The 24324-nt window shown below is 52.1% G+C and carries 27 protein-coding genes; 14 read left to right on the top strand and 13 right to left on the bottom strand.

The genetic code is table 11. The features are described 5' to 3' along the window. The first annotated feature begins 2281 nt into the window (after positions 1–2281). Positions 2282–3085 (top strand): YggN family protein, encoded by an 804-nt coding sequence (locus AYI96_RS13005; protein WP_101094725.1) that lies wholly within the window; start codon positions 2282–2284, stop codon positions 3083–3085. 315 nt (positions 3086–3400) lie between these two features. After that, positions 3401–4348, top strand: coding sequence for a LysR family transcriptional regulator (locus tag AYI96_RS13000; RefSeq protein WP_039034912.1), 948 nt, complete (start codon positions 3401–3403; stop codon positions 4346–4348). A 441-nt stretch (positions 4349–4789) separates the two neighbouring features. On the opposite strand, the gene AYI96_RS12995 is transcribed toward AYI96_RS13000, so the two are convergent. From AYI96_RS12995 to AYI96_RS12960, 8 genes are all read right to left on the bottom strand, one after another. Further along, entirely contained in the window at positions 4790–6649 is a 1860-nt protein-coding gene (locus AYI96_RS12995) for a DUF885 domain-containing protein (RefSeq protein WP_144361732.1), read from the bottom strand. Between the two features lie 216 nt (positions 6650–6865). Continuing rightward, complete coding sequence (hemW, locus tag AYI96_RS12990) at positions 6866–8002, bottom strand: radical SAM family heme chaperone HemW (RefSeq protein ID WP_144361731.1); 1137 nt, start codon at positions 8000–8002, stop codon at positions 6866–6868. Further along, positions 8002–8604: an RdgB/HAM1 family non-canonical purine NTP pyrophosphatase gene (gene rdgB, locus AYI96_RS12985; RefSeq protein WP_071476996.1), complete on the bottom strand. Its 603-nt coding sequence runs from the start codon at positions 8602–8604 to the stop codon at positions 8002–8004. Before rdgB ends, hemW begins: the two co-directional genes overlap by 1 nt. Before the next feature lie 220 nt (positions 8605–8824). Then, positions 8825–9259, bottom strand: coding sequence for a DUF4426 domain-containing protein (locus tag AYI96_RS12980; protein ID WP_071476997.1), 435 nt, complete (start codon positions 9257–9259; stop codon positions 8825–8827). Positions 9260–9321: 62 nt separating this feature from the next. Next, positions 9322–9609 carry a DUF167 family protein YggU gene (yggU, locus tag AYI96_RS12975; protein ID WP_037467122.1) on the bottom strand — a complete coding sequence of 96 codons (288 nt, stop codon included), beginning with the start codon at positions 9607–9609 and terminating at the stop codon, positions 9322–9324. Next, the gene (locus tag AYI96_RS12970; RefSeq protein ID WP_039034907.1) at positions 9609–10160 is read right to left on the bottom strand and encodes a YggT family protein; all 552 of its coding nucleotides are present in this window, start codon (positions 10158–10160) and stop codon (positions 9609–9611) included. Before AYI96_RS12970 ends, yggU begins: the two co-directional genes overlap by 1 nt. 23 nt (positions 10161–10183) lie before the next feature. Beyond that, a complete protein-coding gene (gene proC / locus AYI96_RS12965) occupies positions 10184–11002 on the bottom strand; it encodes a pyrroline-5-carboxylate reductase (RefSeq protein WP_144361730.1) in 819 nt (272 codons plus the stop codon). Positions 11003–11134: 132 nt separating this feature from the next. Further along, positions 11135–11830, bottom strand: a complete 696-nt coding sequence (locus AYI96_RS12960; protein ID WP_144361729.1) for a YggS family pyridoxal phosphate-dependent enzyme — start codon at positions 11828–11830, stop codon at positions 11135–11137. 36 nt (positions 11831–11866) lie between these two features. Here AYI96_RS12960 and AYI96_RS12955 point away from each other — a divergent pair, with 36 nt between their 5' ends. The 7 genes from AYI96_RS12955 (at position 11867) to AYI96_RS12925 (ending at position 19044) form a co-directional block, all read left to right on the top strand. Further along, the gene (locus AYI96_RS12955) at positions 11867–12904 is read left to right on the top strand and encodes a type IV pilus twitching motility protein PilT (RefSeq protein ID WP_025009461.1); all 1038 of its coding nucleotides are present in this window, start codon (positions 11867–11869) and stop codon (positions 12902–12904) included. A 9-nt stretch (positions 12905–12913) separates the two neighbouring features. Next, complete coding sequence (locus tag AYI96_RS12950; protein ID WP_144361728.1) at positions 12914–14026, top strand: PilT/PilU family type 4a pilus ATPase; 1113 nt, start codon at positions 12914–12916, stop codon at positions 14024–14026. 157 nt (positions 14027–14183) lie between these two features. Beyond that, a complete protein-coding gene (locus AYI96_RS12945) occupies positions 14184–15293 on the top strand; it encodes a hypothetical protein (RefSeq protein ID WP_039034903.1) in 1110 nt (369 codons plus the stop codon). 57 nt (positions 15294–15350) lie between these two features. Further along, positions 15351–15947, top strand: coding sequence for a glutathione peroxidase (locus AYI96_RS12940; RefSeq protein WP_144361727.1), 597 nt, complete (start codon positions 15351–15353; stop codon positions 15945–15947). A 34-nt stretch (positions 15948–15981) separates the two neighbouring features. Further along, the gene (gene hemH / locus AYI96_RS12935) at positions 15982–16995 is read left to right on the top strand and encodes a ferrochelatase (protein ID WP_039034902.1); all 1014 of its coding nucleotides are present in this window, start codon (positions 15982–15984) and stop codon (positions 16993–16995) included. 173 nt (positions 16996–17168) lie between these two features. After that, positions 17169–17903 (top strand): tryptophan 2,3-dioxygenase family protein, encoded by a 735-nt coding sequence (locus AYI96_RS12930; protein ID WP_071237900.1) that lies wholly within the window; start codon positions 17169–17171, stop codon positions 17901–17903. 10 nt (positions 17904–17913) lie between these two features. Then, entirely contained in the window at positions 17914–19044 is a 1131-nt protein-coding gene (locus AYI96_RS12925) for an aminotransferase class V-fold PLP-dependent enzyme (RefSeq protein ID WP_039034900.1), read from the top strand. A gap of 116 nt (positions 19045–19160) precedes the next feature. Here AYI96_RS12925 and ruvX read toward each other — a convergent pair whose 3' ends face one another. The 4 genes from ruvX to AYI96_RS12905 form a co-directional block, all read right to left on the bottom strand. Beyond that, complete coding sequence (gene ruvX / locus AYI96_RS12920) at positions 19161–19580, bottom strand: Holliday junction resolvase RuvX (RefSeq protein WP_025009458.1); 420 nt, start codon at positions 19578–19580, stop codon at positions 19161–19163. Positions 19581–19593: 13 nt separating this feature from the next. Further along, positions 19594–20154, bottom strand: coding sequence for a YqgE/AlgH family protein (locus tag AYI96_RS12915; RefSeq protein WP_144361794.1), 561 nt, complete (start codon positions 20152–20154; stop codon positions 19594–19596). A gap of 27 nt (positions 20155–20181) precedes the next feature. Beyond that, positions 20182–20511, bottom strand: coding sequence for a stress response translation initiation inhibitor YciH (gene yciH, locus AYI96_RS12910; RefSeq protein ID WP_144361726.1), 330 nt, complete (start codon positions 20509–20511; stop codon positions 20182–20184). Between the two features lie 181 nt (positions 20512–20692). After that, positions 20693–21007, bottom strand: coding sequence for a hypothetical protein (locus tag AYI96_RS12905; protein ID WP_052248172.1), 315 nt, complete (start codon positions 21005–21007; stop codon positions 20693–20695). Between the two features lie 178 nt (positions 21008–21185). Between AYI96_RS12905 and AYI96_RS12900 the strand changes: the two genes are divergently transcribed. Next, complete coding sequence (locus tag AYI96_RS12900; RefSeq protein ID WP_025009455.1) at positions 21186–21743, top strand: DUF4136 domain-containing protein; 558 nt, start codon at positions 21186–21188, stop codon at positions 21741–21743. Positions 21744–21807: 64 nt separating this feature from the next. On the opposite strand, the gene AYI96_RS20335 is transcribed toward AYI96_RS12900, so the two are convergent. Further along, positions 21808–21945, bottom strand: a complete 138-nt coding sequence (locus tag AYI96_RS20335; protein WP_157822968.1) for a hypothetical protein — start codon at positions 21943–21945, stop codon at positions 21808–21810. A gap of 41 nt (positions 21946–21986) precedes the next feature. On the opposite strand from AYI96_RS20335, the gene AYI96_RS12895 reads away from it, so the two are divergent. The 4 genes from AYI96_RS12895 to tnpA all read left to right on the top strand — a co-directional run. After that, on the top strand, positions 21987–22310 hold the full coding sequence (locus tag AYI96_RS12895; protein WP_143078446.1) for a hypothetical protein: 324 nt from the start codon (positions 21987–21989) through the stop codon (positions 22308–22310). 210 nt (positions 22311–22520) lie between these two features. Beyond that, positions 22521–23096 (top strand): OmpA family protein, encoded by a 576-nt coding sequence (locus AYI96_RS12890; protein ID WP_071477000.1) that lies wholly within the window; start codon positions 22521–22523, stop codon positions 23094–23096. A gap of 30 nt (positions 23097–23126) precedes the next feature. After that, entirely contained in the window at positions 23127–23951 is an 825-nt protein-coding gene (locus AYI96_RS12885) for a mechanosensitive ion channel family protein (protein ID WP_025009451.1), read from the top strand. Positions 23952–24107: 156 nt separating this feature from the next. Next, the coding region (gene tnpA, locus AYI96_RS12880) for an IS200/IS605 family transposase (protein ID WP_144361725.1) at positions 24108–24324 on the top strand (217 nt) is incomplete at its 3' end.

Raw genomic sequence — 24324 nt, 5'->3', positions numbered from 1 at the left:
GCCTTTGTTTTTACGCCATACCATAGTTTTCAGCCTAAAGTTGCACATTAGGCGCTTGCCGGTTTTCCGGCCACTATGTAGCCCATCACCTGCGGTACGGATAGGCAGGAAGCCTGAATGCAGTGAAGGACAGGACGTCCGAGAACGGCCTCGCCATCCCTGGCTCGGAAGGTGACAGTTCCACCTGTGCCTGGGAAATAGGCGTATATCTGTGGGTATATAAGCAATTTCAAGCAACGCTATGATTGCAGAATTGCACCAAATTCCCCTCGGTGTCGCCGAAAGCCGTTGGCGCAAATAACGTGGCTGAGGGCGAATGCTCGCCGGTGGCGAGTGTGCTTATGAGCGCGAGCCAAGGAAGGCGAGCTGGCCTTTATCCATGGAAGGATTTGGATGCCGAAGCAGCGACAGTCGAATCAGGGGCGAGTGTCGCCTAGCGACGAGCTAACGAGCGCGAGACAGGATGTTGAGCTGGGTCAGAGTCACATGGATGTGACTCGGAGCGTCTGAAGCGGTAGTTATTTGCGCCATTAGGCCGAGGGGCTTTCGACACCGTGTGGGGCGGCAAGGGAGATCCAAGAGGGGATTGCTGTTGATCCCTTCTTGGTCGGGTGTGGGGCGGTGAGTGTCGCATAGCGACATGCTTACGAGCGAGAGCCAGGGATGGCGAACTGGCAGTTGTGCATGGATGCACTTGCTCCACGACTTTAGGCCGCTGGTACAGCGGCTATCATGGCTTTGAACTAAATCTCACCAATAAACCTGGTGTTAGCTGTAATCTAAGTTGTAGCCCATCACCTGCGGTGCGCTTTCGCACAGGCGATCCTGTGACTCGCTGCAAGTACGTCCCTGTAAGCTCTGCCTCGCCATCCCTGGCTCGGAAGGTCACAGTTCCGCCTGTGCCTGAAAATGAGGTGTATGTCTGCGGGCATATAGGTCGCTTCAAACAAGTTAGCTCTTACAGAATTGCACCGACTCCCCTTCGGAGCCGCCGCGGGTGTTGTTGCGCCGAGACAGGGATGTCGAGGCTCGAAGGTCGAGCAAGGCGAATGTTGCGAAGCGACAAGTTCATGAGCGCGAGCCAAGGAAGGCGAGCTGGCCGTTATGTATGGATGCATTTGGCGAGTCCTGAGTGTAGCCAATTTGTTTCATAAGCCAGCGGGAATTTCGGCTACGTCGGGGTGTCCTTGGGGATGCAAGGGGCTTTGGACAAGCAAAGCCCCTTGCCCGGTGTGGTTTGGCGAGTGTAGCGTAGCGACTGGCTACGAGCGAGAGCCAGGGATGGCGAACTGGCCGTTGTACATGGATGCATTTGCTCCACGACTTTAGGCCGCTGGCACAGGGGCTATCATGGCTTTGAACCAAATCTCACCAATAAACTTGGTGTTAGCTGTAATCTAAGTTGCAGCCCATCACCTGCGGTGCGCTTTCGCACAGGCGATCCTGTGACTCGCTGCGAGTACATCCCTGTAAGCTCTGCCTCGCCATCCCTGGCTCGGAAGGTCACAGTTCCGCCTGTGCCTGAAAATGAGGTGTATGTCTGCGGACACTTCAGATGTTTCAAGCTACTCCATTCTCACAGAATTACACCGACCCCGCTCGAAGCTCCACGACTTTAGGCCGCTGGCACAGGGGCTATCATGGCTTTGAACCAAATCTCACCAATAAACTTGGTGTTAGCTGTAATCTAAGTTGCAGCCCATCACCTGCGGTGCGCTTTCGCACAGGCGATCCTGTGACTCGCTGCAAGTACATCCCTGTAAGCTCTGCCTCGCCATCCCTGGCTCGGAAGGTCACAGTTCCGCTTGTGCCTGAAAATGAGGTGTATGTCTGCGGGCATATAGGTCGCTTCAAACAAGTTAGCTCTCACAGAATTGCACCGACTCCCCTTTGGAGCCGTCGCTGGCATTGTTGCCAATTGGTTCGAAGGGGCGACCTGGCCCTTGTGCATGGATGCACTTGCTCCACGAATTTAAGCTGCTGGCGCAGCGGCTATTATGGCTTTTAATCCCGAATGCAGTGAAGAAAGGGAATAGTCTAGGCCATCCTGAGTATTCCCTGTTAAACCTTTCTTTGGTTTCTTGTGTCTTATTCATCATAACGGCTACAAGTTGGCAAAATTTGCCACTCGTAGATGGTGGATTTTCATATTTTGCTGCCTTTCTTGATATTAATTCTTTTAATATCAGTTAATTATAACTTTGGCACAAAGTCTGCTTTATTCTGAGCCATAAGCGGTAATCAAGTTTACTCGGCAGATTAAAACGAGAGGGAAGACAGAATGAAACAAGCGATTGGTGGAATATCTTTGGTGTGTGCACTGTTTGCGGCGGCGCCTGCTATGGCGATCAACTTTGAGCCAAGAGATGAGCAATGCGAGATGTCGCTCAACTACGACATCTCACTGGAACCCAAGAAGCTGAGTGTCAGTAATCAAGGGAAAGAACACTATCGAATTGAGCCGGGCCGCCTCTATGTGGAAGGTGAAGAAGTGGTCTTGAATGCCGAGCAGAGCAAGCTTGTCAACGAGTACTCGGATGCCATGGCTCAGCAGTTACCCGAAGTCATCTCTTTGGTGGAAGATGCCGTCACCATGGCGAGCGAGGCCGTGAGCATGGCCCTGACACCACTCTTGGGGGATGCCGCCGCTGCCAAGTTGGATGAAACTATGGGCAGTCTGCAACAGAGAGTCTATGAAGTGGCTCATCGCAATGGTGACCAGTACTTCCTCGGGGCCACTGAAGAGTCGTTGGAAAACGCCTTTGGTGATGAGTTTTCCAAAGAGATAGAGCAACTGGTGCAGCAGTCGCTAGGCAGTTTGATGATGGCCATGGGCAGCGCCATGATGTCAGGTGAGGGCGAAACCTTTGATGAGAAGATCAATGCCTTCAGCCAGAAGATGGAAAAGATGGGCAAGGATATTGAAGTGCAAATGGAGTCTCGTGCCCAGGAGATGGAGCAGAGAGCCGACGCGCTTTGCGACAACTTCCAACGTTTGCTGGTGCTGGAAGACAAGTTACGCAAGCAGATCCCTGAGCTGGGCGAATTCCAGGTACTGTCCGGCAAGGTTGAACTGCAGCAATAAGATTTAAGCTGGTGATTCCCCCTGTATCTTCCCCTCCCTTGATACAGGGGTTTTTTATTGATTGTCTGTCGATTATGTCATCACTGCGGCGGTTTTTTTGGCTCAAGGCTATCCTTGGGTTAGAGTCAATAACAAAGAATTGGTATACTTCGCAAAAATAATAAAACTGACACCCAAGTCAGGACTCAGTGACTCTACCCAGTGCGCTTTCCAAAACCCGGCAGCCCACACCCCATTTTGGGGTCTTGACGGTGAGGCCCGTCGCTTTTCCAGGAAAGCTTTTACCAGTGTTGTAAACGGCTTAAGGCGACTTTCATGTTAGAACTGTTAGAACCTATCGCTATTTTCACTCATGTCGCCCGTGCCGGCAGCTTCAGTGCGGCGGCGCGTAGGCTTGGAATATCCAAATCCAAGGTCAGTACCCAGGTTGCCGATCTTGAACATAAACTCGGGATCCAGTTGATCCAGCGAACGACCCGTAGCTTAAGCCTCACCGAAGCCGGTAATCTGCTGTATGTGCAGGGGGAAGAACTGCTCCGGGATGCGGATCAGGCGGTGGCCAGTGTGCACAACCTCAATGATGCCACCCGAGGCGTGCTCAAGGTAGGTATCTCCCAGTCATTCGGCACCATGCATATTATTCCGGCACTGCCCGAGTTTATGACCCGTCATCCGGATCTCGAGCTGCAGGTGAGCCTGTTGGACCATAAGGTTGATGTGGTCAGTGAAGGCCTGGATCTGCTGCTGACCATGTCAGAGCAACTGCCTCTGGGAATGGTGGCTCGCCCGCTGATGAAGTGTCAGTTCCTGCTGGTGGCATCCCCCGGGTATGTTGCAGCTCACGGTATGCCGGCCCGTCCGGAGCAGCTGGTGGAGCACAACTGTTTGGTTTACCACGGTGAATGGCATGAGCACAGCGTTTGGCAATTCAAGAAGGGCGATGACTACTGTGAGATAGGGGTTTCGGGTAATTTCAGAGTCGACAATGCGCCGGCGCTCAAGTCTGCCGCTGTCAGTGGGCTTGGGGTGGTTTATCTCGCCAGCTATCTGCTGGAAGATGAAATAGAAAAAGGTACTCTGGTTCCCCTGCTTCCCGATTGGCAACTGACCCATCATCTGCCGCTGCAGGCGGTTTATCCCAGACGTAAACACTTGGCCCCCAAGGTGAGTGCCTTTATCGAGTTCATCAAGGATCATATAGGTACGCCACCTTATTGGGACAAAAAATATGCAGATCTGTTTGCCCAACGCCAGGAAAAATAAAGAAATATCGTTCTTATAATAGAACAATGAAAAACACTCAAGTTCCGCTTGGGTGTTTTTTGTTTATATATCATATGGATGTTAGGATTTTATTGGTTTATTCAACCGCTTTATTATTTGATGGGCTTTAAAGATTTTTAATAACCCAGTTGCAGTCTGTTCTGAAATCAATACAATGGTTGCAGTTGATTCGGGTGGAACCAACATACGGGTGTGCCGCGGGACTGACCCCTCCTGCTGTAGACTGCTTGGTTCAACACAGAGTGTTAAGCCCTTATCAATGCCGACCCAGGTTTTCGAACTAAAACAATGTCGGCCTTAAAACCATCATCCTGATTTTGGTTTACCCCGGCCCAGGTGGCCGGGGTATTTTTATGTCTGTTTTCAGGACGGAATCAAGCGCATAAAAAGCCGCTCATGGGAGCGGCAGTTGATTCAGTTTCAAGCCTGGCTTTGCGCGGCTACCCAGTCTTTTACCTCCTGCTCCAGTACATTCAGCGGCAAGGGGCCGTTTTTCAAGACCAGAGTGTGGAAGGCGCGAATGTCGAAACGCTCACCCAGCGCCTCCTTGGCGTAGGCTCTAAGCGCAAGTATCTTGTTCATCCCCACCTTGTAAGCGGTTGCCTGCGAGGGCATAACTATGTGCCGCTCAACCATTTTTACTGCGTCAGATTCGGCATTGGGAGTGTTATCCATGTAATAGGCTATGGCTTGATCTCGAGTCCATTTCTTGGCATGGATCCCGGTATCTACCACCAAACGGCAGGAGCGCCATAGCTCCATCGCTAATCTGCCAAAGTCTGAGTAGGGATCGCTGTAAAGCCCCATCTCCTTGGGGAAGTACTCACTGTAAAGGCCCCAGCCCTCGATATAAGCCGTGTAAGAGCCGAAGCGACGAAAGCTGGGAAGTCCTTCCAGTTCCTGGGCTATGGCTATCTGCATGTGATGCCCGGGGATCCCTTCATGGTAGGCCAGTGCCTCCATTTGGTATTTGGGCATAGCCATTATGTCATAGAGGTTGGCATAGTAAGTTCCCGGGCGACTGCCATCGGCCGAGGGCTGGTTGTAGAAAGCCTTGCCGGCAGACTTCTCCCTGAAGGCTTCCACCTGTTTGACTATCAAAGGCGCTTTGGGCTTTACCTTGAATACTTCATCCAGGCGAGAGTTCATGTTATCGATAAGGGCGGTGGCCTCTCTCAGGTAGGCCCGGCGGCCGGCGTCATTGTCCGGGAAGTAGAAGCCCTCATTCTGGCGCATAAACTCGAAGAAGGCTTTGAGATCGCCCTTGAAGCCAACGTTGTCCATGATGGCGCGCATTTCGCCGTGGATCCTGGCGACCTCGTCCAGTCCTAATTGATGAATGCTATCGGCGCTCATCTCTGTGGTGGTGGTATTGGCCAGGGCATTGTTGTAGAAGGCGCTGCCGCTCGGGAATTTCCAGACTCCATCTCTGCTGTCGGCCCGTTTTTCCAGGGTTTCGAGATAGGCAATCAGCTTTTGGTAAGCTGGCCTCAATTGTTCTTTGAGGGCGATGGCGGCTTGATCCAGCAGTTTATCTTGGGTGTCTTCATTCAGCTTGAGTTTTGCCAACTTGCCCTTGAAGTCGGCCCAGATAGCGCTGTCCGGCTCACCATCAAACGGCGCGCCATGAATAATATTGCGACTGTCTGAAAGTACGTGGGGGAATACGAACTTGGGGGCGATTATGCCTTCCTCGGCGCGAACCTCGAGGGCGGTGATCAGCTGCTCGAACAGCTCAGGAACCCCGGCTATACGGCTGATATAGGCGTGGGCATCGGCTTCGTTGGCTATCGAGTGTTGGTTTATCAACAATGAAGGCACCAACGAGTGAATGCCGTACATCTGGTTGACCGGGTAGTTGTAGTGGCGGAACTTATCATCGCGGATCTGGCGTTGCAGTTTGGCGGTCAACAGCTCCAGGCTCAACTTGCTCTGTGGGTCCAACTTTGTCGGATCCAGTAGTGACAGACGCTCAAGCTGCTGCTTGGCGCGAGCAAGCGCGGCATCATCGGCCGCATCTCCCAGCGAGTCCCACTTGCCGTAATCTGTTTTGATACCAAGAAAGGTCTGCCGCACCGGGCTGGCGGCGACATCCTCGTTGAAGATGGCTTCAAACAGGGCGTTGGCTTTGGCGGATTCGGCTTTGATGACCTCAGGAGCCAGGTTTGATGCTTGGTTACTCTGCCCTGAGACGGAGGCTTGGGCGAGAAGGGGATAACTGCTGCTTAAAACGGCGCCAAGGGCCAGCGTCAACAGACTTTTTCTTATGGTTATAGGCATGGACAACTTCCTTTTTGCTTGGCAATGGCAGGCCGGATGACGATGGCCCGAGTCAGGAAAGACGCACAGAAACCGCGACTGCTATGGCTCATTTGCGTCTAAAGAAGTTAATCCTAATGAAGTTGAGTAATTAAGTATTGGCGTAAATGTTAGAAAATATTTCCTCTTGCTGCTTTCGCTTTGGCAGCAGCAAGAGGAGGCTAAGAAGAGATGGAGCTAACAAAACTGCGACAGCAGATCGTTGACGAACATATGTCCCTTGTTGGTGAGCGTCCAGTAGCCGGGAGTGATTTCTACCAGCCCGCGCTCGGCGGCCTGCTGCATGCCTTTATCCAGGGTGTTGGCCGCAACGCCGGTGCGCGCTTCAAATTCGCTCCAGGGGATGGGGCTCATCAGTCGCAGCCTGTTCATCAGGTACTCCAGCGCCCTGTCTTTGGGCAGTACATCACTTACCTCAAATAGATAATCCTTTGTGGCCAAATAGCCCTTTGGATGTTTTATCTTTACCGTGCGTACTATGCGGTCCTGCTCCGGTAGCGTCAGCTTGCCGTGGGCGCCGCAACCAATTCCCAGATAATCACCGAATTCCCAATAGTTGAGGTTATGGCGGCACTGAAAACCGGGTTTGGCGTAGGCGGATATTTCATACTGCTGATAGCCAAGGGCTGCGAGTCTTTGCTGGCCCTGTTCATAGATGTGCCAAAGCGCTTCATCGTCCGGCAGCTGCGGCGGGCGTGAATGAAACAGGGTGTTTGGCTCTATGGTGAGCTGATACCAGGACAGGTGCGGAGGATTGAGCGCCGCCGCCGTGTCGATATCGGCCATGGCCTCTTCAAAGCTCTGGTTCGGTAGACCGTGCATCAGATCCAGGTTAAAGCTCTGGTATCCGGCTGCAGCAACGCCTTTGGCGGCGTTGACTGCTTCATCCTTGCCATGAATTCGCCCCAGCAGGTTGAGCTTGTCTTTGGCAAAGCTTTGCACACCTATGGAGAGGCGAGTGACACCTGCTGCGCGGTAAGCGCTGAAGTCATCATGTTCCAGAGTGCCTGGGTTGGCCTCCATGGTGATCTCTATGTCATCGGTAAAGGGAATGCGCCGATTCACGCCTTGCAGCAGCCTGCCTATCTGGGCAGCATCGAACAGGGAGGGGGTGCCGCCACCGATAAAAATGCTGTGCAGTTGCCGGCCTTGAACATAGTGCAGGTCGGCGTCGAGATCGCCAAGCAGGGCATCGACATATTCCTGCTGCGGCAGCTCACCCTGTTTTCCGTGAGAGTTGAAATCACAGTAAGGGCATTTCTGCACACACCAGGGAATATGAATATAGAGACTCAGCGGTGGCAGCGTCAGCATTAGCCGAGGATCCCCTGTTGTTTGAAGGCTTCAAGCAGCAATTTCAGCGCCTTGCCTCTGTGACTGAGATGGTTCTTTTCATCACTGCTGAGCTCGGCGGCAGTTTGCTGGTAGCCACAGGGAATGAATACGGGATCATAACCATGGCCGTTGTTGCCCTTGGGTTCAAAACCTATTTCACCTTCCCAAGCGGCCTGGCAGATAATGGGAGTCGGATCCTTGGCATGACGCATATACACAAGTACACACTGGAAACGGGCGGTACGGGGGGCAGACGTTGCCTCTATGGCGCCAAGCAGCTTGTTGTAGTTGCCTTCGGCCGTGGCGTTGGCGCCACTGTAACGGGCAGAATAGATGCCGGGAGCGCCGTCCAGAGCATCAACTTCGAGGCCTGAGTCATCGGCGATAGCGGGCAAACCGGTGATTTCGGCGGCATGGCGCGCCTTGATAATGGCATTTTCAACAAAAGTGGTGCCGGTTTCTGCCACTTCAGGCACGTCGAATTGGTTTTGTGGCAACACCTCAATATTGAAGGCGCTGAACATCTCGGCGAATTCTTTGAGTTTTCCCTTGTTGCCACTGGCAAGCACTATCTGTTTCATCTTGGATTTTCCTTATTTCGCAATGCCGGCAATAGTACCATTTTGCAAAAGAGTTTACTCACTCAGCGACAATGAAAAGGCGCGAAAACAAGTAGAGCCGTGGAAGGTTTGAGCCCTAATGGCTGCTGTCGTTTCTCTAAGTCGGCGGTCAATAGCCACTCGGGGCGGCCATAAAAAAACGCCGCTTATTCGGCGGCGCTCTATTGACGGAATGTACTGCTCAATCGACGTAGAATTTCTGTTTAAAGGCCAGAGTGGTGTTGAGCTCGTTGCCGTGTTTGATCAGGATTTGAAAGTTAATCTCCTGATCGTCACGATAGGGCACCTCGGCAATATAGTAGATGGCATCACCCTCGCGAATTTCACGGAACTTCAACTGCATTCTGGCATCGATAAGATTGTTGGCCAGGCCGGATATCTCGACCGGTACTGCCGGATTGCCCTCTTCACTGGTATCCAGTACGGCGATATTGATTATGCCCGTGTAACGGCTGCGTTCTATGCCATAGTTCTTGGCGATGGATGGCGTCAAAAAGGTGCTGCCCAGCGCCATATAGTGGATATCGAAATGGCCGACGGTCTGTTTCTGTTCGGCCTGAGCGACACCGGTCAGAGAGCCGAGACACAAAAGCAGGGTCAAAAATTTGCGCAACATAATGCTTTACCTGAGGTTAAGTGTGTTGAGTTGATTATAGTCCCTTGTCTGCTGCCATGGCATCAGAGTAAGGCCTCGATTTCTGCGGGTAATATCTTGGGCGCTTCAATACGCACCTGCTTGTGGCGGCCCAGTTCTCCCTTGACTATGGCTATCTGCCCCTTGGGCACCTTGAAGGCCTTGGACAGATACTTGGTCAGGTGGGCGTTGGCCTTGCCGTCCACAGGTGGCGCGGTAATGGCCACCTTGAACTCTTCACCATGCAGGCCAACCAGTTGATCCCGGCTGGCCTTGGGCTGGATATAGAGATTGAGCAACAGGTCCTGCTGCTCCCAGCTAACAGCTTTCATCAGGCAATGGCCCAGAAAGGAATCGTCTTGGCCAGCAGTATGTTAATGAAATTCATCAACACCATCAGCACCAGCAGCGACAAGTCCAGCCCGCCCATGGGGGGCAGGAAGCGGCGAATGGGCGCCAGCAGTGGCTCGGTCAACTGCATCATCACATACTCAATCGGATTGCGGCCCTGGCTGACCCAACTGAGGATGGCGCGGATGATCAGGATCCAGAACAGCAATACCCCAGCCTTTTTAAACAAGGACACCAGCGCAAACATCAAGGTGGCAACCAGGTTGAACTCCTGGCCCGCCATCAGGGTCAGCAAGAGTATTTTGACCACCACCACCAGCAGTGCCAGCACCACAGAGGCCGTATCCAGACTGCCTATGGAGGGCAGTATCCGCCGCATGGGCGCTACAATGGGGTGGGTGGCCTTGACGATAAACTGGCTGAAGGGGTTATAAAAATCTGCCCGCACCAGCTGCAGCCAGATCCTCAGTATGACTACCATAAAATAGAGGTCGAATACGACTGTAATCAGGTAAATCAATGCGTCATTCATGAAAAGTTTCGCCCTTGGGTCGTTTAGAATTCTTTGGCCATGGCTTCAGCCCTGGCAATACAGTTGTTCATTGCTTGCTTGATCAGTCCCTTGAGATCACCCCGTTGGAAGGTTTCCACCGCTTCATGGGTGGTACCGCCCTTGGAGGTGACATTCTGCCGCAGTTGCCCGGCGCTCAGCTGAGGATTTTGAATCACCATCTGTGAGGCACCCAGCGCCGCCTGCTGCACCAGTAACCTGGCCTTGGATTCATCCAGCCCCAACTCTTTGGCCGCATCCATCATGCCTTCCATAAACAGGAAAAAATAGGCCGGAGAGCTGCCCGCCAAGGCGATCACCAAATTGAGATCCGCTTCTTTGTCTACCCACAGGGTCTCGCCGCCACTGGCCATAATCTGCTGACAAAGATCTTTATCCGCCTGCTCAACCCCACTTGCGGCATAAAGGCCTGTCATGCCACAGCCAAGTTGGGTTGGGGTGTTGGGCATAGTGCGGATAAGCTTAATCTGTTGGCCGAAGTAGTCATTGTATCTGGCGGCCGGGATCCCTGCCGCTATGGTAATAAACAGCTTGTCGGCCAGCGGCAGTGTTGCCAGTTGCTCACACACCTGCTGCATCAGTTGCGGTTTGACCGACAGCACTATGATATCGGCCCAGTCACAGGCGGTTTGGTTGTCTGTGGTGGTGAGGATGCCGAAATCGCGCTTGAGGGCATCGAGTTTAGCTGTGCTTGGGTTGCTGGCTTGGATCAATTCAGCCGGATAACCGCTGCCCACCAGCCCGCTGATGATACTGCGGCTCATATTGCCGGCGCCGATAAAACAGATTTTCTTTTGAGCCATGCTGTCCCCTGTCACTTGTGATTGGAGTGTATCCCGCATCGGCTTTGACCGTGCGGGAGATATTAGTATTTGGGCCAATACTATCAAAAACAAGGTCTCAGCGGCCAATCTCAGATCTTATTGGCTGGTTTATCAGCCGTAGTTACGCTCGCCGAAAATAGCGCTGCCGACTCTGACCATAGTAGAGCCCTTGGCGATGGCGAGTTCAAGATCCTGACTCATACCCATGGACAGGGTATCCACCTGTGGAAACTTGAGCTTCAGTTCGGCAAACAGTTGCTGCATGTGCGACAGCTCCGCCTCAAGCCTTGGTCCTTCACCGGCACTGGGAATTGTCATCAGTCCCCTGAGTTTGAGGTTGGGCAATGAGTCCACCAGGCTCGCCAGCTCAAACATTTCGCTCTGTGTTGCTATTCCTGCTTTGGAACTCTCACCCGAAACATTGATTTGAATGCAGATTTCCAGTGGAGGCATGCCTTCAGGGCGCTGCTCCGACAGGCGGCGGGCGATCTTTTCCCGCTCCAGGGTGTGCATCCAATGGAAGTGCTCGGCGACAATTCTTGATTTATTGGATTGCAGCGGGCCGATAAAGTGCCATTCTATATCGGGACAGCGCTGTGCCAATTCCATGGCTTTCTGTTGCCCCTCCTGGACATAGTTTTCGCCAAAGCAACGTTGCCCGGCGGCATAAGCTTGTTCAATGTCGGCGACCGGTTTGGTCTTGCTGACAGCCAGCAGCTTGATCTCGCTTGCATTTCGGGACGAAATTTGCGCCGCTTGAGCTATCCTGCGCTGGGCTAGTGCCAGTCTGTCTGCTATTGTTGTCATGATGTAAACTTTTTGGTTGAACGGATATCCCAAACTATGGAAATCACTGAATTATTGGCCTTTAGTGTAAAGCATAACGCTTCGGATCTGCACTTATCGGCCGGTGTGCCTCCCATGATACGCGTCGACGGTGAGGTCAGAAAGATTAATGTCCCTGCGCTTGATCACCAAGGGGTTCACAGACTTGTCTACGACATAATGAATGACAAGCAGCGTAAGGATTATGAAGAGTTTCTGGAAATCGACTTTTCCTTTGAAGTTCCCAATCTTGCGCGTTTTCGTGTCAATGCCTTCAATCAGTCCCGCGGCGCCGCCGCGGTTTTTCGTACTATTCCCAGCGATATTTTGACTTTGGAACAACTGGGCGCGCCGGAAATCTTCAAGAAAATCGCTTCATATCCTCGCGGCCTGGTGCTGGTAACCGGCCCCACAGGTTCGGGTAAGAGTACTACCCTGGCGGCGATGATAGATTACGTCAATGAGAACCGCCACGATCATATTCTCACCATTGAAGACCCTATCGAATTTGTGCACCAAAACAAGCAATGCCTTATCAACCAGCGGGAAGTGCACCGCCATACCCACAGTTTTAACGCCGCCCTCAGAAGCGCTCTGCGTGAAGACCCGGATGTCATTCTGGTCGGTGAGATGCGGGATTTGGAAACCATACGCCTGGCGATGACAGCAGCAGAAACCGGCCACTTGGTGTTCGGTACTTTGCACACCACCTCGGCGGCCAAGACCATTGACCGTGTGGTTGACGTATTCCCCGCAGGCGAGAAGGACATGGTGCGTACCATGTTGTCTGAGTCGTTGCAGGCGGTTATCTCCCAGACCCTAATCAAGAAGGTTGGCGGCGGCCGGGTGGCGGCCCATGAGATCATGATGGGTACCCCGGCTATCCGAAACCTTATCCGTGAGGACAAGGTGGCACAGATGTATTCTGCTATCCAAACCGGTATGGCTCATGGCATGCAAACCTTGGAGCAGAGCCTGCAGAACCTGGTGAATCGCGGCTTGATCAGTCGGGAGGATGCCATGGCCAAGAGCTCCAACAAACAAGCGAATTTCTAAGGAGTCCCCATGGACGTCAGACCTTTTCTCAAGGCTATGGTGGAGCGCAAGGCCTCGGATCTCTTTGTTACCGCCGCCTTTCCTCCCAGTGCCAAGGTGGACGGTGAACTCAGACCCTTGGCGGAAAACGCCTTTACCCCGGCGCAGTCGCTGGAGTTTGTCGAATCTTTGATGACGCCGGAGCAGAAAAAAGAGTTTCACGAGACCCGTGAATGTAACTTTGCCGTGGGCGCCAAGGAGCTGGGGCGTTTCCGGGTCAGTGCCTTCTGGCAACGGGAGTCGGCGGGCTGCGTGATGCGGCGCATCGAAACCAAGATCCCTACTGTGGAGCAGCTGTATCTGCCGCCCATCCTCAAAGACTTGGTGATGAGCAAGCGTGGGTTGGTGATTATGGTAGGGGGAACAGGTACGGGTAAGTCCACCTCACTGGCGGCACTTATCGGTTACCGTAATGCCAATGCCAGGGGACACATACTTACTATCGAAGATCCGGTGGAATTTGTTCACCAACACGGCAAGAGCATTATCACCCAGCGGGAAGTGGGTATAGATACCGAGTCGTTTGATGCGGCGCTCAAGAGCTCATTGCGCCAGGCGCCGGACGTTATCCTTATCGGTGAGATCCGTACCCAGGAAACCATGGAGTTTGCCCTGTCGTTCGCCGAAACCGGCCACTTGTGTATGGCAACCCTGCACGCCAATAACGCCAACCAGGCGCTGGATCGCATCATGCACCTGGTGCCTGAGAGTAAGCACCAACAGCTCTTGTTTGACCTGTCGCTTAACTTGCGTGGTATTGTGGCCCAGCAGCTGGTGCCCAAGGTGGACGGCAGCGGTCGGCGCGCCGCCATCGAAGTGCTGATTAATACTCCCAGGGTGGCCAGTCTTATTCAAAAGAACGAGCTGCACGTGCTTAAGGAGACCATGGCCAAGTCCAACGAGCAGGGGATGCAAACCTTCGATCAGGCGCTGTTCAAGCTCTACTGTGAAGGGGAGATCAGCTACGCCGATGCACTGCATCATGCTGATTCGCCGAACGACCTGCGACTTATGATTAAACTCCACAGCAACGACACAGGTAATTCAGGTTTCATGGAGGGGGTCACCCTGGATATGGATTAATAGGTTGATACCGTTTTCAGTAGGATTTTAACTACTCTACTTGGATGAAAAGGCGTCACTCTGACGCCTTTTGTGTTGATATTGAGTGGATTGTTCGAAAAACAACTGTGTTTTTGTTATTGTGTTGCGCCTGTTTTGTGAAAAGGATGGAAGGGGAATGCAATTGCGGCAAACCACTTTATTTTCAGCTTTGGGTCTGGCGCTGGCCGGTTGTTTCACTCTGCCGGCCGCGGCCGTGCCGGTTTCCGACGAGCTGGATATCGGCGGGGCGGTACGAGTCAACTATGGCTGGAAAGACTATGATGACGATGCCAAGTTAGAGTTCGAGCTGTTTCGTGCCGATGTCAAATACGACAATGGAGAACTGTTTGCATCGGCTCAGTATCGTTGGTATCAGGATCAGGATGTGATCCAGCATGCCTTCTTTGGCTATCGTTTTTCAGAAAATTCGGACATTCGCCTCGGGGTCACCCAGGTGCCTTTCGGTTTGCTGCCCTATGCAGCTCATTCCTTCTGGTTTGGTGCGACTTATTATCTCGGCTTTGAGGATGACTATGATGCCGGTATTCACTGGCACTACAGCAAGGACGGTTGGCGTTACGATCTCGCCTGGTTTGCCAATGATGAATATGGCGACGGCAGTCGCTTCAAGCGTTATTCCTTCGATGTTGCTACCACAGAAAATGCTCCCTATGAAGAAGCCGGGCAGTTTAACGCCAGGCTAGAGCGCAGCCTGAAGTATGGCGAGTTTGCCCATAAACTGGGTGCCTCTGTGCAATACAGCCGTTTGGACTACAAGCCCATGGCTGGCGCTGTTGCCGGTGAAGACACTGATGGTCTGGCGGTAGCCGCCCATTGGCAAATGGATTGGCATGCCTGGCAGACTCAGGTGCAGTATCTGCATTATGACTATGACATGCCCGGCGAGCGTCTGGCGCTGTCGGCTTTTGCCTATCCGTTTGAGATAGCGGCCGAGGCCGATGTGGTTACATTTAATTTGTCGCGCAGTATAGATGTTGATTGGGGCCCTATTACTCAGCTCAACTGTTACAACGACTACAGCCAGGTATTTGCCTCTGGTACCGGGTTGGATGACTCGGTGCAAAATGTCACTGGGTGCGCCATCAGTGCCGGTAAGTTTTACTCTTATGTCGACTGGATTGCCGGTAAAAACATGTGGTTTGTCAACGGCCCGGGCATAGGTATTGCCGAAGGTGACAGCAGCTGGCATTCGAGGCTGAATATCAATGTCGGCTTCTATTTTTAACAGCTGAAGCTAAACTGCTGTAGAGTGCAAACAAGAGATCAAACAAATGGAGGTGTTATGCTGAAGACATTCAAGCCCCTGGTAAGATTGAATTTAATCTTGCCGACATTGAAGGGACTGGCTTTGACTGGTTTGGCTTTTACAGCATGGGTTTTGGCACCCACGGTGGCTGTTGCCGGTCAGTGCCCCGATTACCTCAATATCAAGTTGAGAAAGCTCCATTCCCAGGAGTCTGTCGACCTGTGTGAACTCACCCAAGGTAAACCTGTGCTTCTGGTCAATACCGCCAGCAATTGTGGTTTTACGCCTCAATTCAAGGCGCTTGAAGCCCTGCATAAGGACTACCGCGAGCGTGGGCTGGTGGTGATAGGTTTCCCATCCGATGACTTCTTCCAGGAAGAAAACCAAGAGAAAGATACCGCCAAGGTGTGTTACATCAACTATGGCGTGACCTTCACCATGGTGGCCACCTCTGCGGTTCGCGGCAGCGATGTGAATCCGGTATTTGCTTATCTGGGGCAACAGGCCGGGGCGCCCAAGTGGAACTTCTACAAGTACCTGGTCAGTGGCGACGGTAAACAGGTGCAGAGCTTTAACTCCAGAGTCAAACCCGATAGCGATGAATTGATCAAAGCGATTGAATCTGTGCTTTAATATCTGACTTATTCGTTTTCTATCTGAGGTGATTTTGGCTAAGTTTATCGGTCTTGATAAAGACAAGGGCCACGCCGGGCGTGGTAAAACCGGGATATTGCTGTTGAATCTGGGGACGCCGGACGCACCGACACCCGCGGCGGTGCGGCGTTATCTGGCCGAATTTCTCTCCGATCCCAGGGTGGTGGAGATCCCCAAGGCGCTGTGGAAGCTTATTCTCCACGGCATTATTCTCAGGGTCAGGCCGGCCAAATCGGCGGCCCTTTACCGTGAGGTGTGGACTGATAAGGGCTCACCACTGATGGATATCAGTGAGCGCCAGACCCGGGCCTTGGCAGAAAAGCTCAAGGCCGAAGGTGTTGAAGCCGAAGTTGCCTTGGCGATGCGTTATGGCAACCCGGCGGTGGGCGATGTGCTCAAACGCCTGCACAACCAAGGGGTTGATAAACTGGTTGTACTGCCGCTCTATCCTCAATATGCCGGCCCTACCACGGGCTCTGCGTTTGATGCCATAGCCAAAGAGTTGACTCAATGGCGTTACCTGCCGTCGCTGCATTTTATCCATACCTACCACGATAATCCGCTGTTTATCGGGGCGCTGGCCGAGTCCATCGAAGCAGACTTTGCCCAACACGGCAAACCGCAGAAATTGGTGCTGTCGTATCATGGTATGCCGGAGCGGAATCTCAAGCTGGGCGACCCTTACTACTGCTTTTGTATCAAGACCTCAAGATTGTTGGCCGAGCGTCTTGGGCTGGCAGAGGATGATGTGATCAGCAGCTTCCAGTCCCGTTTCGGCAAGGCCAAATGGCTGGGCCCTTACACGGATGAAACCATGATGGCTCTGCCAAAGCAGGGGATCACAGATGTGGCCGTTGCCTGTCCGGCATTCAGCGCCGACTGCCTGGAAACTCTGGAGGAGATTGCCGGGCAGAACCGTGAGTTCTTCGAGCAGGCCGGTGGTAAGTCATTCCGCTATATAGCGGCGCTCAACGACAGACCGAGCCATATAGAGATGATGGCGGAGCTGGTTCGTCCCTATCTGTAAGCGCTCTTCCCCCCCTATTCAGGGCTGCAATCCGGCAGCCCTGCCAACAATATTTGACACTACCTTTCTTTGCGGATCGCTTCGCTGCCCTTGTTGCCTGCCACGCTATGCCTTAGCTTGGCAAGTTGAATGTTAATTTATGGTTAACAATAGAAGAATGAGGATAAGGCATCATGGATCGCGAGCAGATATATGCCAGCATGGCCGGAGAGGGTCGACTGGATTATGAAAAGTACCTCAATACTCCCAAATTGCTCAGCTGTCAGAAGCCCTATGAGCAGCTGTGTAACGCCGATGAGCTGCAGTTTCAAATAGTGCATCAGTCGGAGGAGTTGTGGATGAAGCTCATCTGTTACACCCTGCTGGAGATTGATGAGCGTATGGCCGCAGGGGAGACCTTTAAGGTGTTGACCCTGTTTGCCCGGGTACATAAGGCGATGGGGTTTCTTATCGAGCAACTGAGTATTCTTGATACCATGTCCATCAAGGATTATCAGGCAATTCGGCTGCAGCTGGGCAACGGCAGCGGTCAGGAATCACCGGGATTCAGAACCTTGTTGCAGCTTTATAAGCCGCTGTGGCTCACCTTTGAGCGAGTCTATCTTGAGCAAAAGGGGCTGACGGTCGAGCAGATATACAACAGTGAATACCGTCATGATGAAAGCTATATGGTGGCCGAGGCCATGATAGAGTACGACCAGCTGTTTCAGCACTTCCGTTACCACCACATCAAACTCATTCACAGAAGCATAGGCATAGACAGCATGTCGCTGAAGGGGCGCAGCACCGAAATCCTCAACTCAGGTATGAAGATGCAGTTTTTCCCTAAACTATGGCAAATTCGTGGTCAGATGACAGATATCTGGGGCGGTGTTTACGGTGTCAAACGCGACTCGATTGCCGACTGAGGAGCATGGAATGTCGTTGAAATCGCGTTTTCATCTGCCCGAAGGGCACTATTTTTTGTCCCATTCTGTGGGCGCCATGCCAAAAGATTGCGAAGCTGCGGCCGGCGAGTTTCTCGGCGCCTGGAAGCATCAAGGCGGTGACGCCTGGCCTGTGTGGCTCGAGGGGGTTGAGCAGTTTTTGCAGCAACTTGCGGCTTTGACCCGAGTTCCCGCCAGTGGCTTTTGCCCGCAGCTGAATCTCTCTTCGGCTTTATCCAAGCTGGTCGGCGCCCTGCCGAATGCCAAGCCCGGTCAGCGGATCTTGGCCACTGAACTGGATTTCCCCTCCATGGGGTTTGTACTGCAACAGGCCGAGAAGAAGGGCTACCGCCTGCAGTTGCTTGAGCCGCAAGCAGGGCTGGTGTCTTTGAGTCAGTGGCAACAGGCTTTGGGAGAGGATGTGGCGCTGGCCTTTATTACCCATGCCATTTCCGAAACCGGTCAGTTACAGTCAGTGAGTGAAATTTGCGCTCTGGCCCGAAGCTTAGGAGTAATGACTGTGGTGGATATTGCCCAGTCTCTTGGAGTCATACCGATAGATTTGGGGCAGTGGCAGGCTGATGCTGTCTTGGGGTCCTGCGTTAAATGGTGTTGCGCTGGCCCGGGGGCGGCCTTTTTATGGCTCAGCGATAGGTTGGCCCAGACGCTGGAGCCTGTGGATCTGGGATGGTTCTCCCATGAGGCGCCGTTTGAGTTCGATATCCATGATTTTCGCTACGCCAAGGGAGCAAAAAGGTTTTGGGGGGGCACGCCTTCCGTATTGCCTTACATGTTGGCAGCGGCGTCACTGCAGCAGCTGCGCGCTTTCGGCGATAGTCAAATCTATCAACACAATCAGCGCCTGGGGCAGGGGATCCTGGATTGTGCCTTGAGTCATGAACTCAAGGTGGTGACGCCCAATATCAGCGGTGAGCGCAGTGGCACTGTGGTAGTCGATTTCGCCGATAGGCAGGCGGCGCAGCAAGTGTTCAATCGAGTGGGGATCAAGACGGACTTGCGCCCAAGGTTCGGTTTTCGCTTTTCGCCGCATATCTATACCGATGGTGAGGATATGGAGGCTTTGTTGCAGGGGCTCAGACAGTTGGCCGGCAAAAGGTCCTGATAGCTTGGGGGCAGGGTCTGGGGCCGAACAGATGAGACTCATTCCTGGGGAAGCAGAAATAAGATTGGGCCAGCTGCGGCTTAAATTCTCCGGGAGTCTTTAAGCCGCCTGAGATTTCAGTACTGGTTCTCGAAATAGCTTTCGATGATCAGCACAGCAGAGACGGCATCGATCTGGCCCTTGGTCAGCGCCTTGAAGCCACCGAGTTCAAATAATCTGGCCTTGGCATCGGCCGTGGTCAGGCGCTCATCCTGAGTGGCCACCTTGACACCGAAACGCCCGGCAATACGGTTGGCAAACTTACGGGCTCTCTGGGTCATCTCCTGCTCCGTGCCATCCATATTGAGTGGCAGCCCCACCACCACCAGATCCGGCTGCCATTCTTCGATTAAAGCCGCTATCTGCTGCCAATCGGGAATACCATCCACTGCCTTGATGGATGTCAGTGGGCTGGCACTGCCGGTCAACTGCTGACCTATGGCTATGCCTATGCTCTTGGTGCCGAAATCGAAGCCCAGTACGGTTTTTGCAGTCATTTTGCCTCTGTAATCAAGCGTGTCCCATCTGGCTGGACATTTGCCAGATATCGAATCCCAGTGATTGGGTGGCCTTGAGCCAGCGATGCTCATGGGGAGTATTGAACAGTATCTCGGGTGTGGCGGGAATGGTCAGCCAGCTGTTTTCTGCCAGCTCCTGTTCCAGCTGGTGGCGGCTCCAACCCGCGTATCCCAGTGCCACCAGAAAATGCTCCGGCGCCTTTGAGGTGCCAAGGGAGGTCAGAATATCCCGTGAATTGGTCAGCATTATCTCGTCATTGATGGCATTGCTGTTGGCCCAATAGGGTTGACTGCTGTGCAGTACAAAGCCCCGCTCCGGGTTGACCGGGCCGCCCACCAGTACACTGTTGTCTACTGATGGCTTGAGGGATACCTCTTCTGCCAACTCCATCTGCAGCAGCAACTCGTCAACTTCAATACCTATGGGGCGGTTGACCATGAGGCCCATGGCACCCTTGTTGTCATGCTCGCACACATAGATGAGTGAACGCTCGAAGAAGGTATCATCGAGCGAAGGCATGGCGATAAGAAAATGATTTTGCAAACTGTCCATCATACTGCTCCTGGTACTTGTTGCCTGTCAGCCGCCGGCCAGCTTCACCTTGTAGCCCAGCTTCTCCAGCAGGCCCTGGAGTTGCTCTCGATTGTCGGTTTGAATCTCGATGTCGAACGCTTTTACCGTGCCACCGCAACCGCATTGCTTCTTGAGTTTTTGCGCCAGTTCTTTCAGCGCCTTGGCATCCAGTCCCAGCCCTTTGATCACTGAAACACCTTTGCCTTTGCGGCCCTTGCTGTCTTTATGGATCCGCACTATACCATCGGATGCTGGGATGGCGGTTTCTTCCTTGGGCTGGCTGATACGGCCTTTGTCGGTACTGTATACCAAACTGACATTAGGATCTGTTTTCATTGTTGATGCTGATCTATGGTTTATGGGCGCAGTCTAGCAGATTTAGTCTAAGCGCCCAATGGCTTGCTCCAAGCCGCTGAAATCAAAAAAAAGCCACCGTTAAGGTGGCTGGTAAAAAACTGAAATTGCGCAGGGAACAAGATCAGCAACCGGCTTGGACGCCGGCAATCACAAGAAGGTGTCAGGAAAGTAGTATTCCGCCAAGCACTGCCATCACAGATAAAAAGGCGCAGGGCAGCATCAGCATTCTAAGTTTGGGCAGTAGTAGTGTCAGTGTCGTCAGCACGAAGCCGAAAGCGGCCAGATCAAAAGGTGAAATCTGTTGCTCGACCAATCTGGCACCGAGCCAACCGAGAATGAGCAGCGGCAGGATAAGCAAACGCCTGGCTTGATTGATGCTGCCTATTCCGGCTAGTTGCTGGGTTTGTTGCAGCAGAGAGTTTCGAGTCAGCAAAACGCCACTGGCAATAATAAAGAATGCGAGATACCAAAGCATGAGTCACCCAAGGATTAATCTACATGATAATCATTATCATTAAGTGTCATGCTGAAGTCAAGCTGAATCGGTAAACTAAATTTTGTTAAATTCAGTTGTAGAGCAGAAGATTGAAATGTAAGCTGATTTCATGGGTTTTTGTGGCCATTTCCAGGCCTGGGTAAACGAGGAAATTTCGATGAAGTATCTGATAACAGCCGCAATGGCACTGATGTTAAGTGCTTGCAGTACACTGAATACTGGCTGGGATTATGACCCGGGTGTGAACTTCAGCCAGTACAAGAGTTATGCCTGGGTGGAAAAGCAATCCGAAGACACCAGCTATCATCTGGATGGTTTGATGGATCAGCGAGTACGTGATGCCTTGGATCGGCAGTTGGCACAAAAGGGCTTGCAGATTGCTACCAAGGAAAACGCCGATATTCTGGTTAACTATCTGACCAAGGTAGACAAGAAAATCAATGTCGACACTTTCAACACCAACTATGGCTACAATCCATATTGGGGGCCAGGTTGGGGCTGGGGTGGCAATATGCAGACCCAAACCACAGTACGCGAATATGAAGTTGGTACCTTGATTGTGGATCTGGTCGACGCCAAGTCCGGCAAGCTCATCTGGCGTGGCTCGGTGGCTGACACCATTCGCGACAGCGATACTCCGCAAAAGCGAATTGCCAAGGTTAACGAGGCGGTAGCCAGTGTAATGAGCAACTTCCCGCCCAAGGTGGAAAAATAACCTCTGAGTTCCACTAGGTCCATTTAGGAAATCCAGTATCGGAATAAAGCGGCGCAAAGCCGCTTTATTGTTTTTTAAGCCGTTCGCGCAGCAGTTGCCGCATTCTGACATTGACTCTGGATATCTGGCTGACCGATGACTGGAGTACATACACATTGGCCTGCCAGCCGTCTAGTTCAAAATCCAGTTTTACGGCCAGCAATTTCCCCCTTACACATTGCCTCTTGGACCAAGGGCAGTTCTGTGGACACAGTGACAGGCGTGAGTGTTTTCTTAAGTCTTATGCCATTGAGTGGAACTACTTGTACAACCCGGGGGTTAAGCGGTTTTACGGCAATAACCGTGATGCGCGTGGTATTGGACTCAGGTTATTGCATACCCTTGGGGGAAGGCCGACTCATTTGGGTGACGGTTCCCGCTATTGCCTTGGCGCTGGAAACCAGTTTGTTCAACGCTTTTTTTATCGAAGCCGGTATTCTGGGAGCTTCTTTTGCTACAACCTTTTGTTTAACGGGCTCTATTACTGCTTGTGGCTCAAGTCTATCGGCCCATCAAGGTGTTTTATAAAAAGGTAACTATATGCAAAAGATTTCAGCTGCTGTAGCAACTTACTACCGCAGATACTGGTTTATCTTGGCTAAAATTAAAGACGATTATACAATGTGTTAGCCGGTGACTTGTGACTTGGCGCACTAAAGCAAAGTGAACCGGCGGTGAATTGTGTTCTGCCTGAAACTCATCTATACAGTTGAAGGATTGATAGTTAGGGAGGCCTGGGTGAATCGTTATTTGGGCTTGGCAGGGGGGATCCCTCTGCTGTTGCTGAGCAGCGTTGTGTTTGCCTGGGAAGATTCTGACGGTGACGGTGTCCCTGATGCAAAAGATGCCTGTCCCGATACCCCGGCACAGGCACCCGTGAGCGCCAATGGTTGTGTCTTGGACAAAGCCCCCTCCCTGACAGATATCTGTTTACCTACAACATCAGGTGACGTCTATCCCCAAAATTGCGGTACAGCCAATCCAGTAAGGCTGTATTTCGACTTGGGTTCGGCGCAGATCCCCCTGGCTCAGTGGCCGCAACTTGCCAGAATGAAAGCATTTCTTCATCAATATAAGGTAAACTTGCATATTGAAGGACATGCCGACATCAGCGGTTCAGATGCCATAAATCAACCTTTGTCCGAAGCCAGGGCCGAAAGTGCCAAAATGGTGCTGATTGAGGATTATGGTTTTCCGGGGGCGCAATTCAGTACTCACGGATATGGTAGCAAGCAGCCTGCCGCCGATAATACCAGTGTCTCGGGTCGCAGCCTTAACCGCAGGGTTGAGTTTGTGGTCGATTTAAAAAAGTAAGTTAAATAAGGTTTTTAAGGGAGTATTTTAATGGAAAATCTCGAAGGGCTGTTCAAACAAGCGCCCGAGTTAATCGCGGCCTATGGCATCAAGATACTGCTTGCCATTGTCATTTTCTTTGTCGGTAAGTATTTGTCCAATGTGGCCAAGAAAGTCACGGCCAAAATGTTGGGCAAGCGCAAGATAGATCAGACAGTGGTTTCCTTTGTTGCCAATATGGCTTGGGCTGTGGTGTTTGTATTTACCGTTATCGCTACCTTGGGGCAGCTAGGTATTCAGACAGCCTCTCTGGTTGCGGTTCTCGGTGCTGCCGGTTTGGCCGTGGGCTTGGCACTGCAGGGCTCACTGTCCAACTTCGCCGCCGGTGTCTTGATGGTACTGTTCCGCCCTTGCCGTGTGGGTGACTATGTTGAAGCCGCAGGTGTTGCCGGTACTGTAGATGAAATCACCATCTTCTCTACCCGTCTGAAAACGCCGGATAACAAGGTCATCATAGTGCCTAACTCCACTATCATGAACGGTAGCATTACCAACTACTCTGCCATGGACAAGCGCCGTATCGATCTGGTGATCGGGGTTTCTTACGATGCTGATATCCGTCATACCAAGCAAATACTGACAAGCATTCTCGATAATCACGAGAAAGTGCTGAAAGAGCCTGGCTATACAGTGGGTCTGCACACACTAGCTGACTCTTCGGTTAATTACGTGGTTCGCCCTTGGGTGAAGTCTGCTGATTACTGGGGTGTCTACTTCGAACTGATGGAGCAGATTAAACAGTCTCTGGACGAAAACGGTATTGGTATTCCATATCCTCAGATGGATCTGCATGTCAAAGAGCTGCCATCCAAATAAGCTCTTAGAAGAAGACCGGCAGATGCCGGTCTTTTTGTTTTCAGCCCCTAAACCACCTACTTCAGTAGGTGGTTATCATCAATTTAGGCTTGGCCTGTAAAGGCTACCCATGCTAATTGCTCTTTTGATTTTTAGCGAAGTCAAAGGACAAAAAGCATGAGTAGATACGAGCAAGCATCGCATGTGTATTGGCGATGTCAATATCATATAGTTTGGACTCCAAAGTACCGTTTTAGGATTCTCAAAAACAAAGTAGGTAAGGACGTTTACCGCTGTATTCACGTTTACAGTGAGCAACTTGGGTGCAAAGTAGTAGAGTTAAATGTTCAGGTAGACCATGTTCATTTAGTTATAAAAGTTCCGCCAAAGTTAT

This window comes from Shewanella sp. MSW, assembly GCF_007636515.1.
Taxonomy (GTDB): Bacteria; Pseudomonadota; Gammaproteobacteria; order Enterobacterales; family Shewanellaceae; genus Shewanella; species Shewanella indica.
This window is presented reverse-complemented; position numbering and strand designations above follow the sequence as displayed.

Bases quoted from the DNA above. Each gene is read 5' to 3' on its own strand.
- yggU (WP_037467122.1), bottom strand. From the start codon at position 9,609: ATGAAAGCTGTTAGCTGGGAGCAGCAGGACCTGTTGCTCAATCTCTAT.
- AYI96_RS12970 (WP_039034907.1), bottom strand. From the start codon at position 10,160: ATGAATGACGCATTGATTTACCTGATTACAGTCGTATTCGACCTCTAT.
- AYI96_RS13000 (WP_039034912.1), top strand. From the start codon at position 3,401: ATGTTAGAACTGTTAGAACCTATCGCTATTTTCACTCATGTCGCCCGT.
- AYI96_RS12930 (WP_071237900.1), top strand. From the start codon at position 17,169: ATGGATCGCGAGCAGATATATGCCAGCATGGCCGGAGAGGGTCGACTG.
- hemW (WP_144361731.1), bottom strand. From the start codon at position 8,002: ATGCTGACGCTGCCACCGCTGAGTCTCTATATTCATATTCCCTGGTGT.
- AYI96_RS12915 (WP_144361794.1), bottom strand. From the start codon at position 20,154: ATGGACAGTTTGCAAAATCATTTTCTTATCGCCATGCCTTCGCTCGAT.
- ruvX (WP_025009458.1), bottom strand. From the start codon at position 19,580: ATGACTGCAAAAACCGTACTGGGCTTCGATTTCGGCACCAAGAGCATA.
- rdgB (WP_071476996.1), bottom strand. From the start codon at position 8,604: ATGAAACAGATAGTGCTTGCCAGTGGCAACAAGGGAAAACTCAAAGAA.
- AYI96_RS12945 (WP_039034903.1), top strand. From the start codon at position 14,184: ATGCAATTGCGGCAAACCACTTTATTTTCAGCTTTGGGTCTGGCGCTG.
- AYI96_RS12900 (WP_025009455.1), top strand. From the start codon at position 21,186: ATGAAGTATCTGATAACAGCCGCAATGGCACTGATGTTAAGTGCTTGC.
- AYI96_RS12960 (WP_144361729.1), bottom strand. From the start codon at position 11,830: ATGACAACAATAGCAGACAGACTGGCACTAGCCCAGCGCAGGATAGCT.
- AYI96_RS12905 (WP_052248172.1), bottom strand. From the start codon at position 21,007: ATGCTTTGGTATCTCGCATTCTTTATTATTGCCAGTGGCGTTTTGCTG.
- AYI96_RS12955 (WP_025009461.1), top strand. From the start codon at position 11,867: ATGGAAATCACTGAATTATTGGCCTTTAGTGTAAAGCATAACGCTTCG.
- AYI96_RS13005 (WP_101094725.1), top strand. From the start codon at position 2,282: ATGAAACAAGCGATTGGTGGAATATCTTTGGTGTGTGCACTGTTTGCG.
- AYI96_RS12950 (WP_144361728.1), top strand. From the start codon at position 12,914: ATGGACGTCAGACCTTTTCTCAAGGCTATGGTGGAGCGCAAGGCCTCG.
- AYI96_RS12940 (WP_144361727.1), top strand. From the start codon at position 15,351: ATGCTGAAGACATTCAAGCCCCTGGTAAGATTGAATTTAATCTTGCCG.
- AYI96_RS12980 (WP_071476997.1), bottom strand. From the start codon at position 9,259: ATGTTGCGCAAATTTTTGACCCTGCTTTTGTGTCTCGGCTCTCTGACC.
- AYI96_RS12995 (WP_144361732.1), bottom strand. From the start codon at position 6,649: ATGCCTATAACCATAAGAAAAAGTCTGTTGACGCTGGCCCTTGGCGCC.
- AYI96_RS12885 (WP_025009451.1), top strand. From the start codon at position 23,127: ATGGAAAATCTCGAAGGGCTGTTCAAACAAGCGCCCGAGTTAATCGCG.
- AYI96_RS12925 (WP_039034900.1), top strand. From the start codon at position 17,914: ATGTCGTTGAAATCGCGTTTTCATCTGCCCGAAGGGCACTATTTTTTG.
- proC (WP_144361730.1), bottom strand. From the start codon at position 11,002: ATGGCTCAAAAGAAAATCTGTTTTATCGGCGCCGGCAATATGAGCCGC.
- yciH (WP_144361726.1), bottom strand. From the start codon at position 20,511: ATGAAAACAGATCCTAATGTCAGTTTGGTATACAGTACCGACAAAGGC.